Source organism: Pseudomonas poae (genome assembly GCF_001439785.1).
GTDB classification, from domain to species: Bacteria; Pseudomonadota; Gammaproteobacteria; order Pseudomonadales; family Pseudomonadaceae; genus Aquipseudomonas; species Aquipseudomonas poae.
On the sequence record NZ_JYLI01000030.1, the window covers coordinates 21,579 to 33,171 of the forward strand.

General features: G+C 60.6%; 11 protein-coding genes. 2 read left to right on the top strand and 9 right to left on the bottom strand.

What is annotated here, in order from left to right; all coding sequences use genetic code 11:
• Positions 1–77 precede the first annotated feature (77 nt).
• The 6 genes from acpP to TU75_RS24985 all read right to left on the bottom strand — a co-directional run bounded on the left by acpP (position 78) and on the right by TU75_RS24985 (position 4,077).
• Entirely contained in the window at positions 78–314 is a 237-nt protein-coding gene (gene acpP, locus TU75_RS24960; RefSeq protein WP_003175607.1) for an acyl carrier protein, read from the bottom strand.
• Between the two features lie 191 nt (positions 315–505).
• Positions 506–1,249 (bottom strand): 3-oxoacyl-ACP reductase FabG, encoded by a 744-nt coding sequence (gene fabG, locus TU75_RS24965; RefSeq protein WP_003233474.1) that lies wholly within the window; start codon positions 1,247–1,249, stop codon positions 506–508.
• Positions 1,250–1,270: 21 nt separating this feature from the next.
• A complete protein-coding gene (fabD, locus tag TU75_RS24970; RefSeq protein WP_041931518.1) occupies positions 1,271–2,209 on the bottom strand; it encodes an ACP S-malonyltransferase in 939 nt (312 codons plus the stop codon).
• A 126-nt stretch (positions 2,210–2,335) separates the two neighbouring features.
• The gene (gene plsX / locus TU75_RS24975; protein WP_080627519.1) at positions 2,336–3,346 is read right to left on the bottom strand and encodes a phosphate acyltransferase PlsX; all 1,011 of its coding nucleotides are present in this window, start codon (positions 3,344–3,346) and stop codon (positions 2,336–2,338) included.
• 4 nt (positions 3,347–3,350) lie between these two features.
• Entirely contained in the window at positions 3,351–3,533 is a 183-nt protein-coding gene (rpmF, locus tag TU75_RS24980; RefSeq protein WP_003179396.1) for a 50S ribosomal protein L32, read from the bottom strand.
• Between the two features lie 13 nt (positions 3,534–3,546).
• Positions 3,547–4,077 (bottom strand): YceD family protein, encoded by a 531-nt coding sequence (locus tag TU75_RS24985; RefSeq protein ID WP_003233480.1) that lies wholly within the window; start codon positions 4,075–4,077, stop codon positions 3,547–3,549.
• A 105-nt stretch (positions 4,078–4,182) separates the two neighbouring features.
• Between TU75_RS24985 and TU75_RS24990 the strand changes: the two genes are divergently transcribed.
• The gene (locus tag TU75_RS24990) at positions 4,183–4,761 is read left to right on the top strand and encodes a Maf family protein (RefSeq protein ID WP_060550464.1); all 579 of its coding nucleotides are present in this window, start codon (positions 4,183–4,185) and stop codon (positions 4,759–4,761) included.
• A gap of 131 nt (positions 4,762–4,892) precedes the next feature.
• Here the strand turns inward: TU75_RS24990 and TU75_RS24995 are convergent, their stop codons facing one another.
• From TU75_RS24995 to rluC, 3 genes are read right to left on the bottom strand one after another with little or no spacing between them, the layout of a single operon-like run.
• Positions 4,893–5,876, bottom strand: coding sequence for a S49 family peptidase (locus TU75_RS24995; RefSeq protein WP_060550465.1), 984 nt, complete (start codon positions 5,874–5,876; stop codon positions 4,893–4,895).
• 20 nt (positions 5,877–5,896) lie between these two features.
• Complete coding sequence (locus TU75_RS25000; RefSeq protein ID WP_003233484.1) at positions 5,897–6,559, bottom strand: HAD-IA family hydrolase; 663 nt, start codon at positions 6,557–6,559, stop codon at positions 5,897–5,899.
• Positions 6,546–7,505, bottom strand: a complete 960-nt coding sequence (gene rluC / locus TU75_RS25005; protein ID WP_003233485.1) for a 23S rRNA pseudouridine(955/2504/2580) synthase RluC — start codon at positions 7,503–7,505, stop codon at positions 6,546–6,548. The genes TU75_RS25000 and rluC overlap by 14 nt, the downstream gene beginning before the upstream one ends.
• A gap of 758 nt (positions 7,506–8,263) precedes the next feature.
• On the opposite strand from rluC, the gene rne reads away from it, so the two are divergent.
• Positions 8,264–11,413 carry a ribonuclease E gene (gene rne, locus TU75_RS25010; protein ID WP_428838910.1) on the top strand — a complete coding sequence of 1,050 codons (3,150 nt, stop codon included), beginning with the start codon at positions 8,264–8,266 and terminating at the stop codon, positions 11,411–11,413.
• Positions 11,414–11,593: the final 180 nt, after the last annotated feature.

Below are 11,593 nucleotides of genomic sequence, written 5' to 3' on the forward strand. Positions count from 1 at the left end.
ATCAGCGCTAAAGAAAAAACCGCACGCCGTTACAGCAGTGCGGTTTTTCCCTGACAGCAAGCGACGACTACAAACTATTACGCCTGGTGGCTGGTAACGTAGTCGATAGCAGCTTGAACAGTAGTGATTTTTTCAGCTTCTTCGTCCGGGATTTCGGTCTCGAATTCCTCTTCCAGAGCCATCACCAGCTCAACGGTGTCAAGGGAATCGGCACCCAGGTCTTCTACGAAGGAAGCAGTGTTGACCACTTCTTCTTCCTTAACGCCCAGTTGCTCGGCAACGATTTTCTTGACGCGCTCTTCGATGGTGCTCATACCTTGTTTAACTCCTAATGGACAAATTCAGGCAGCTGGCCAGTGAGTAAGTGTATAGAAAGCCATTTCAGCTTTTCAACTGAAAGCTTCACCCTGTACCCGGTCGGCCACCTGCCTATAAATTAAGTTGCAGCTTTATAACGGATTTTAGACAGCTCGTATGACATTTTTTTGAAGCGATCCGTCACAATTTAGCTCATGTACATCCCGCCGTTCACTGGGATTGTAGCCCCAGTCACGTATGCCGCACCGTCAGATGCCAGGAAAGTGACCACATTCGCGATCTCTTGAGCCTGGCCCAAACGGCCCAGCGGAATCTGCGCCAGCAAGGCTTCACGCTGTACATCCGGCAGTTCGCGGGTCATATCGGTGTCGATGAACCCTGGGGCCACCGAGTTGACCGTGATGGCACGCGAGCCGACTTCCCGCGCCAGTGCACGGCTGAAACCTTCCAGGCCGGCCTTGGCGGAGGCATAGTTTACTTGGCCTGCGTTGCCCATGGCACCCACTACGGAACCAATATTGATAATTCGCCCCCAACGCGCCTTGGTCATGCCACGCAAAACGCCCTTGGACAGGCGAAACAGACTGTTCAGGTTGGTATCGACCACGTCGTACCACTCGTCGTCTTTCATGCGCATCACCAGGTTATCGCGGGTGATGCCGGCATTGTTGACCAGAATAGCCGGTGCGCCGAATTGTGCCGTGATCTCGGTCAGTACCGCCGCAACGGATTCATCGCTGGTCACATTCAATTCAAGACCGGTGCCCTGAACGCCGTTTTCCTTCAAGGTCGCGGCAATACGCTCGGCGCCCGCGGCGGAAGTGGCGGTGCCGATCACAACGGCGCCTTGACGGCCCAGTTCCAGGGCGATCGCCTGGCCAATGCCACGGCTTGCGCCGGTGACCAGTGCAACTTTACCTTGCAGACTCATGCAGGCTTCTCCTAAAAGGTTTCAGGCCAGTGCCGCAAGCGCGGCAGCGAAGGCATCCGGGGTATTGAGGTTGGCAGTCGACACGCCGTCGGCGCAGCGCTTGTTCAGGCCGGCCAGGACTTTGCCCGGGCCGCACTCGACAAGCGTGGTCGCGCCATTGGCCGCCAGCGTCTGCACCGACTCAACCCAGCGTACCGGCTTGTAGAGTTGCTCCAGCAGGTCGCGCTTGAGGGTGTCGAGGTCGACGGCAACGGCCGCACTGACGTTCTGCACCAGCGGGATCTGCGGCGCCTGCCAGTCGATGGCGGCGATGGACTCGGCAAACCGCTCGGCTGCCGGACGCATCAGCTCGCAGTGCGATGGCACGCTCACCGGCAACGGCAAGGCACGTTTGGCGCCCAGAGCCTTGCAGCCTTCAATGGCGCGTTCGACCGCAGCCTTGGCCCCGGCGATGACCACCTGGCCGGGGGAGTTGAAGTTCACCGCACTGACCACTTCACCCTGGGCCGCTTCGGCACAGGCCTGGATCACCACCGCATCGTCCAGACCGAGGATCGCGGCCATGCCGCCCTGCCCGGCCGGGACGGCTTCCTGCATCAACTGGCCACGACGCTCGACCAGCTTGACCGCCTCGGCGAGGGTCAGGCTGCCGGCGGCTACCAGGGCGCTGTATTCGCCAAGGCTGTGACCGGCGACATAGGCCGGACGCGCGCCCCCTTCGGCCAGCCACACGCGCCACAAGGCAATCGAGGCGGTCAGGATGGCCGGCTGGGTTTTATCGGTTTGATTGAGTTGCTCTTCCGGCCCTTGCTGGGTCAGTGCCCAGAGGTCGTAACCCAGGGCGTCGGAAGCTTCCTTGAAGGTATCCAGGATCAGCGGGAATTGCGCGCCCAGCTCGGCCAACATGCCGAGGGACTGCGAACCCTGCCCTGGAAAGACGAATGCGAGGGATGTAGACATGTAACAAGCCCCTAATGATCTGGTCGTAGAAAATGCTCACCCCTACGATGGGAGCGCACGAAACTGACAGATTGGATGGTCAATTGAACTGGCCGGTCACATTTAAGCATCCCCGGGCCGATTCGCCTAAGGCAACAGGCCCTCGAGACGGCCATGCAGGCGTTGCGGCAGGTTTTCCTGGATCTCGATCACGGCCCGCGCAATCGCACTCTGAAAACCCTGCACACCCGCCGAGCCGTGGCTTTTGACCACAATGCCCTGCAAACCGAGAAAACTCGCACCGTTATGCCGGGCTGGCGCCAGGTCAGCCTGCAAGCGGCGCATCAAGGGCAACGCCAGCGCACCGACCATACGCGAAAGCAGGTTCTGCCTGAACAGCGCCTCGATACGCGCCGCAATCATGGTCGCCAAGCCTTCGCTCGACTTGAGCAGGATATTGCCGACAAACCCGTCGCACACCACTACATCGGCTTCGCCCCGATACAAACCGTCACCCTCGACAAAACCGATGTAGTTCAAGCCGCGCGCACCTTGCAACAAAGCAGCGGCGAGCTTGACCTGCTGGTTGCCCTTGATGTCTTCAGTGCCGATATTCAGCAAGGCCACCCGTGGCCGGGAAACGCCCAGCGCTTCGGCGGCCACCGAGCCCATCACCGCGAACTGGAACAGGTGCTCGGCACTGCAATCGACGTTGGCCCCCAGGTCCAGCAGCTGGCAATAGCCTTTCTGCGTCGGAATTGCCGCCACCATCGCAGGTCGATCAATCCCCGGCAGCGTCTTGAGCACATGACGCGACAATGCCATCAACGCACCAGTGTTGCCGGCACTGACACAGGCCTGCACCTTGCCATCGCGCAGCAACTCAAGGGCCACCCGCATGGAAGAGTCAGGTTTGCCGCGCAGGGCCATCGACGGCTTTTCAGCCATACCGATGGCTTCGCTGGCCGGGGTAATCGTCAGGCGCGCGCGATCCACCGCCGGATGGCCGGCAATCAATTCTTCAAGTAGTGAGGGTTGACCGACAAGGGTCAGGTGCAGCGAGGGCGTGGCAGACAGGCTGGCAATGCAGGCCTGAACAATGCTGCGGGGACCGAAGTCCCCGCCCATTGCGTCAATCGCGATGACTTGAGCAGACAAGTGATTACTCGTCAGCGCCCTTGTCGATCACTTTACGGCCACGGTATACGCCTTCTGGCGATACGTGGTGACGCAGGTGAACTTCACCGGTGGTTTTTTCTACAGACAGGGTGCTAGCCTCGAGAGCATCGTGGGAACGACGCATGTCACGGGCGGAGCGGGATTTTTTGTTCTGCTGAACAGCCATAATTGATTAACTCCTAAACGTTTGGGTCACGCTTTAACTGCGCCAATACACTGAACGGGTTGGACCGCGTTACCTCGTCCTCGCTCGGTTCGGGCTCGTCATCGAGCCCCTCCGGCTGCTGGCATTCTTCCGGATGATGAGCAGGCACAATGGGCAAGGCGAGCAAAAGCTCTTCCTCGATCAGTGCATGCAGATCCAAAGGATCTTCGCCCAGTTCCAGCACGTCATAACCTTTCGGCAACGACTGGGTATTCGCACCCTCCTTCACCACGGCATAACTGCACTCGCTGTGGATCGGCAGGGTGACCAGCTCAAGACAACGCTGGCAAACCATTTTGACTTCGGTGTCGATAACGCTGTGAATGACCACAGCTTTACGTTCATCTCGTTCAAAAACGAATTTGGCCTGGACCGTACCGACAGTGTCGGAAAGCGGGTCGCAGAGTCTCTCCAAATCGGCCAGCAGTACTTCACCTTGAAGGGAAGTGCCACGATCAGCCAATTTGCGCGGGTCAACGTGAGGTGGAATCGGGTCATTCAACATAGGCGCAGCATTATAGGGATGCACCCGGCCATGTCAAAGGAAATTCAGCCCTGTGCGTCAGCCGGTCACGCCGCTAGAATCGGCCGCTGCCTTGAGGAGATGCCCATGCTGCCTTTATTACTCGCATCCAGCTCGGTTTACCGCCGGGAATTGCTCAGCCGCCTGCAACTGCCGTTCACCTGCGGCTCGCCGGATATCGATGAAAGCCACCGACAGGATGAGTCAGCCATTGAACTGGTCAAGCGCCTGGCCGAACAAAAAGCGCGCGCCCTCGCCGCCAGCCATCCCGGCCATTTGATTATTGGTTCCGATCAGGTCGCTGCGCTTGAAGGCCGGATTATCGGCAAACCCCATACATTCGAAAACGCCCGTGAGCAACTACTGGCAGCCAGCGGCAAGCGTGTGAGCTTTCTTACAGGCCTGACACTGCTCAACAGCGACACAGGGCACTGCCAGGTCGACTGCGTGCCTTTTACCGTGCACATGCGTGAACTGGACGCGGAACGCATCGAGCGCTACCTGCGGATCGAACAGCCCTATGACTGCGCGGGCAGCTTCAAGGCGGAGGGACTGGGTGTGAGCCTGTTCCGGAGCACCGAAGGGCCGGATGCAACGAGCCTTGTTGGCCTGCCGCTGATTCGACTGGTGGATATGCTGCTGGCCGAAGGCGTACAAATCCCCTGAAGCCACACACAACCAAATGTGGGAGGGGGCTTGCTCCCGATTGCGGTGGGCCAGCTTGTAGATAAGCTGACTGATGCACCGCTATCGGGAGCAAGCCCCCTCCCCCTATGAATCACATCGGCCTTGAGAGATCAGCGCAGCACCGGCCCCTGGAAGCCCATGTACAAAGCCAGCTTCTCCGCAACGCTGGCACCGAGCTTCTTGGAGAAGCGGTCAAACGGCGATTCCTCGACCGTGAAGTCCACCAACTCCTTCTCGCCGATCACATCCCGCGCCACCGAACTGGCACTGCCCAGGCCGTCGATCAAGCCCAACGGCAAGGCTTGCTCGCCCGACCACACCAGCCCGGAAAACAGCTCCGGATGGTCCTTGTCCTTCAGCCGATCACCGCGCCCCTGTTTCACGCTGGCGATGAACTGACGATGGGTGGTGTCGAGCACACTCTGCCAGAACTGGGTTTCATCGGCTTTCTGCGGCTGGAACGGATCCAGGAACGCCTTGTGCTCACCCGAGGTGTAGGTGCGCCGCTCCACACCGAGCTTCTCCATGGTGCCGACAAAGCCATAACCGGCCGCCGTCACACCAATGGAGCCCACCAGGCTGGCCTTGTCGGCGTAGATCTGGTCGGCCGCGCTGGCAATATAGTAGGCGCCCGAGGCACCCAGGTCGGAAATCACCGCGTACAGTTTGGTGTCCGGGTGCAGGGCACGCAGGCGACGAATCTCGTCATAGACATAACCCGACTGCACCGGACTGCCGCCCGGGCTGTTGATGCGTAGGATCACGCCCTTGACCTTGGTGTCTTCAAACGCCGCACGCAGGCTGCCGACAATATTGTCGGCACTGGCAGGCTCCTTGTCGGCAATCACCCCGCGCACTTCGATCAGGGCGGTGTAATGGGCGCCACGGGTGGCGCTCTTTTCCATGTCCATCAGCGGGCTGAACAATGCCAGCATCAGCAACAGGTAAGTGAACGTCAGCAGCTTGAAGAAAATCCCCCAACGCCGCGCACGGCGCTGCTCCTGAACGCCAGCCAGGAGGGTCTTCTCCAGCAGCTTCCAGCTTTTCTCATCACCGCTCTCGGCCTTTTCGGGCGCTTTCCACTCGTCACTCATACGCTTAACCCCAGCAAAACTTAGTGGGCCCGACCAAGCCAGGCCTGCAATTGCGAAAAATGATCAATGGTCAGCCTGGGCTCATATTGCTGCAAGGCCTGGGCGGACTGGGCGCCGTAGCTGACCGCCACACTGTCCATGCCGGCGTTGCGCGCCATTATCAGATCGAAGGAGGCATCGCCCACCATCAAGGCCTGACGCGGCGACACGCCACAATGGGCAAGGATCTGCTCGAGCATCAACGGATGGGGCTTGCTGGCGGTCTCGTCGGCGGCGCGGGTGATGTCAAAGTAATCCTCCCAGCCATGGGCCTTGAGCACGCGATCCAGGCCACGACGGGCTTTGCCGGTGGCAACCGCCAAGTGATAACCCTCGGCGCGAAACGCGTCCAGCGACTGCGCCACACCCTCGAACAGCGGCGAAGGCGTGGCTTCCAGCGCGATATAGTGGTCGGCGTAATGATTGCGGAACGCGATCAACTCGGCGTCGCCGATTTCCGGATACAAGGCGCGGATCGCTTCAGGCAGGCCCAGACCGATGATGCCCTTGACCGCAAAATCCGAACACTGCTCAAAGCCCGAGCGGGTCGATGCCATGTGCATCGACTCGACGATACGGCCAATGGAGTTGGCCAGCGTACCGTCCCAATCAAAAATCAGCAGTTTGTAGTCAAGGTGCGACACTCAGGCGCTCCACGGTCTTGGCCCACATTTCATCGACCGGCGCCTGGAGCTTCAGCTCGCCACCATCGGGCAACGGCACCGTGAGCATGTAGGCGTGCAGGAACAGGCGTTTGCCGCCCAGATCGCGAATCTCTTTGGAGAACCCCTCATCGCCATACTTGGTGTCGCCGGCAATGCAGTGGCCCGCATGCAGCGTGTGCACGCGAATCTGATGGGTACGGCCGGTGACCGGCTTGGCTTCGACCATGGTCGCAAAATCGCCGAAACGACGCAGCACCTTGAACAGGGTCAGGGCCTCTTTGCCCTCCTCGTCCACTTCGACCATGCGCTCGCCGGAGCGCAGATTGCTCTTCTGCAACGGCGCACGCACGCTCTTGATCGAGCTGGCCCAGTTGCCACGCACCAGCGCCATGTAGCGCTTATCCACGCCGTCGCCACGCAGGGCGGTGTGCAGGTGGCGCAGCATGCTGCGCTTTTTGGCGATCATCAGCAGGCCGGACGTGTCTCGGTCCAGACGATGCACGAGTTCCAGCTCCTTGGCGTCCGGGCGCAACTGACGAAAAGCTTCGATCACACCGTAATTCAGGCCGCTACCGCCGTGCACCGCAATGCCACAGGGCTTGTTGATCACGATCAGTTTGTTATCTTCGAACACGATGGAGGCTTCGAGGCGCTGCAGCAGGCCTTGCGCCAACGGCACCGGCTCGTCACGCTCAGGCACGCGCACCGGCGGCACCCGCACGATATCGCCAGCCTGCAGCTTGTATTCGGGCTTGATGCGCCCCTTGTTCACGCGCACTTCGCCTTTACGCAAAATGCGGTAGATCAAGGTCTTGGGCACGCCCTTGAGCCTGGCCAGGAGAAAGTTGTCGATGCGTTGGCCGGCATATTCCGGCGAGACCTCAAGCAGCTGGACGCTGGGGGTCGGGGGGGCGGTAGTCGTCATGGCGGCGATGATAACAATTTTTTATGGAATTGAAGCACTTAATCATTGCTGCTATAGTCGCGAACGCCGCCAAAAGCGGCCTGGACAGAGGACTTGCGGCAAACTGCCGGCCCTGACCATCGCAATTCATCAGGACGCGAGGCCGTCCTACGGGGCGTTTGCCACCCTGGAAGGCTCAGGATTGTAACAAGCGCAGGTGACATGAGGCCTGAAGCGAGTGCGATGCGCAGAGTGAATACTCGCGTTTTGCGCCGATATTTACGGCCAGTTCACAAAGTGCAGTCAGTCTTGTGCCGGACCACGGCGAATGCTTCGGAAACAACGCCTGTTAAGAGCTGGATGTGAGCGCAATCGCCCACATTGAGTCTTGTTTAGCCATGAGCGTGGACTCCCCATTGGAGCCCACGGTAAATGCCAACCCGCTGCGGATTCTGCGCGCGGCAGCACCCGAATTATCAGGGATACGTGTAGGGTGGAGATGCACAACCGTCGGACCGTGTAGCACTAGGCTTATATTTAGACGCTTCATCTCGTCCACAGTCGCCGGTTGATTCCTCCTCCTGACCTTAGCTTTTGTTGAAGTGGTGCCTTTGTCACCACCGCTAACAAGCAGGACGCGTCCGTCGCGATGCTCGCCCAATTGGCAGGTATTGCTGGACACTGGAGTGGCCAACCACTCTTGACGCACCTGACACCGACCGTGAGAAGTCGTGTGTGCCGAACGCCGTTTCCGGCAGCCCGGAAACCGACGGTACAACATGAAAAGAATGCTGATTAACGCAACTCAACCCGAAGAGTTGCGTGTTGCACTGGTAGATGGCCAGCGCCTCTACGACCTGGACATCGAATCCGGTGCGCGCGAGCAAAAGAAGGCCAACATCTATAAAGGCCGTATTACTCGCATCGAACCCAGCCTCGAGGCTGCCTTTGTCGATTTCGGCTCCGAGCGCCACGGCTTCCTGCCCCTCAAAGAAATCTCCCGCGAATACTTCAAGAAAGCCCCCGAAGGCCGCGTAAACATCAAGGACGTCCTGAGCGAAGGCCAGGAAGTCATCGTTCAGGTCGAGAAAGAAGAACGTGGCAACAAGGGCGCCGCCCTGACCACTTTCATCTCCCTGGCCGGCCGTTACCTCGTGCTGATGCCGAACAACCCGCGTGCCGGCGGCATCTCCCGTCGCATCGAAGGCGAAGAACGCAACGAACTGCGTGAAGCGCTCAACGGCCTGATCGCTCCTGCCGACATGGGCCTGATCGTGCGCACCGCCGGTCTTGGCCGCAGCAGCGAAGAAATGCAGTGGGACCTCGACTACCTGCTGCAACTGTGGACCGCCATCAAAGAAGCCTCGCTGGATCGCTCCGCGCCGTTCCTGATCTACCAGGAAAGCAACGTGATCATCCGCGCCATCCGCGATTACCTGCGCCAGGACATCGGCGAAGTGCTGATCGACAGCGTTGAAGCCCAGGACGAAGCCCTGACCTTCATCCGCCAGGTGATGCCGCAGTACGCCAGCAAGATCAAGCTGTACGAAGACAGCGTTCCGCTGTTCAACCGTTTCCAGATCGAAAGCCAGATCGAGACCGCCTTCCAGCGCGTGGTCGAACTGCCTTCCGGCGGCTCCATCGTGATCGACCCGACCGAAGCTCTGGTGTCCATCGACATCAACTCGGCGCGTGCAACCAAAGGCAGCGACATCGAAGAAACCGCCCTGCAGACCAACCTGGAAGCGGCTGAAGAAATCGCCCGCCAGCTGCGCCTGCGTGACATCGGCGGCCTGATCGTGATCGACTTCATCGACATGACCCCGGCCAAGAACCAGCGCGCCGTGGAAGAGAAAGTCCGCGAGTGCCTGGAAGCCGACCGTGCCCGCGTACAAGTGGGCCGCATCTCGCGCTTCGGCCTGCTGGAAATGTCCCGTCAGCGCCTGCGTCCCTCCCTGGGCGAGAGCAGCGGCATCGTCTGCCCGCGCTGCAACGGCACCGGCATCATCCGTGACGTTGAATCGCTGTCCCTGGCGATCCTGCGCCTGATCGAAGAAGAAGCCCTGAAAGACCGCACCGCCGAAGTTCGCGCACAAGTGCCGATCCCTGTGGCGGCGTTCCTGCTCAACGAAAAACGCAACTCGATCACCAAGATCGAACTGCGCACCCGTGCCCGTATCGTCATCCTGCCGAACGATCACCTTGAGACGCCGCACTTCGAAGTGCAGCGCCTGCGTGATGACAGCCCGGAAGCCCACACCAACCAGTCCAGCTACGAAATCGCTGCGGCTGCCGCTGAAGTGGAAGAAGTCCAGCCAGCCGCTGCGACCCGCACCCTGGTGCGCCAGGAAGCGGCCGTCAAGACCGCCCCGGCACGCGCCAATGCACCCGTTCCGGTTGAAGCCGCTGCACCGGTTGCCGCACCGGCCGCCCTGCCTGAGCCAAGCCTGTTCAAGGGCCTGGTGAAGTCGTTGGTCAGCCTGTTCGCCACCAAGGAAGAGCCGGCTGCGCCGGTTGTGGCTGAAAAGCCAGCTGCCGAGCGCCCTGCGCGCAATGAAGAACGCCGTAACGGCCGTCAGCAGAGCCGTAACCGCAACGGCCGTCGCGACGAAGAACGCAAACCACGTGAAGAACGTGCCCCGCGTGAAGAACGCGCGCCACGTGAAGAGCGTGCTCCGCGCGAAGCCCGTGAGGACACCCCGACCGTAGCCCGTGAAGAGCGTGCCCCCCGCGAAGAGCGCGCACCTCGTACCGCGCGTGCACCGCGCGAAGATCGCAAGCCGCGTGGCGAGCGTGAAGAGCGTGTACGTGAACTGCGCGAGCCACTGGACGCCTCGCCAGCCGTTGCAGCCGTCGCTGCCGCCAGCACCGAAGAGCGCCCGGCTCGCCAGCCGCGTGAAGAACGCGCCCCACGTGAAGAGCGCCAACCGCGCCAGCCGCGTGAAGAGCGTCAGCCACGTGCCGAGCACGCTGAAGCCAGCAGTGAAGAAGAAGTGCTGACCGGCGAAGAGCAACTGCAGGAAGATGGCCAGGACAACGCCGAAGGCGATCGTCCACGTCGCCGCTCCCGTGGCCAGCGTCGTCGCAGCAACCGCCGTGAGCGTCAGCGTGATGCCAACGGCAATGTGATCGAAGGCTCGGAAGAGACCGGCGAAAACACCGAAAGCGCCAATAACGAAGCGACAGGCAACGAACTGGCCGCAGGCCTGGCTGTTACCGCTGCCGTGGCCAGTTCGGTCATCAGTGCACCGGCTGAAGCCCAGGCTCACGAGCAGGCTGAACGTGCCACCGCTGCTGTTGAAGAGACCCCTGCTGCAGAGGCGCCTGTCGCCGAAACCGCCGTGGTTGAAGCGCCAGTCGTCGAAGCGACCACCCCGATCGAACCCCCCGCGGTTCCGGAAGTGGAAGTTGCACTGGAGCGCGACGCCCAGCCGCAGACCGAAGTGGTTGCCGTAGAGCCTGCGCCAGTGGTCGAACCTCAGCCCGTGGTTGAAGCGACGGTTGAGACGCCGACTGTCGAAGCACCGGTTTTCGAAGAAGCGGCCCCGGCAGTTCGTGAAGTTCGTGAAGTTCGTGAAGAACAGACCGCCTTCCAGTGGACTGCCGAACCGGCCGCTGTGGTTGAAGCGCCAGCCCCGGTAGTGGAAGAAGCGCCAGCCCCGGTTGCCGAGGTCGTCGCTGCTGAACCTGCTCCGGTGGTTGAACCAACCCCGGTCATCGAGCCTGCGCCAGTGGTTGAAGCGCCGGTGGAAGCTGAAGTGGCAGCCCCTGCGGTTGAAGCTGCTCCTGCCAGCGCCCTGACTGAAAACGGCCGTGCGCCGAACGACCCACGTGAAGTGCGTCGCCGCCGCAAGGAAGCCGAGGCAGCCGCCGCTGCCCAGGCTTCAAAGGCAATGGAAGAAGAGCACGAGCCTAAACCTCTCGTCTGATTCCATCAGCCACTGAAAAGCCCCGCCTGAGTGATCAGGCGGGGCTTTTTTTGTCTGTCCAAAAGCCTTAACCAGCAGACGCTTATCAACTAAAAAGGTCGAAATTTCAGGCAGCCACATCCCTGTGGCGAGCAGGCTTGTCCTGCGTTGGGCTGCGCAGCAGCCCCAAAACCAGGCACT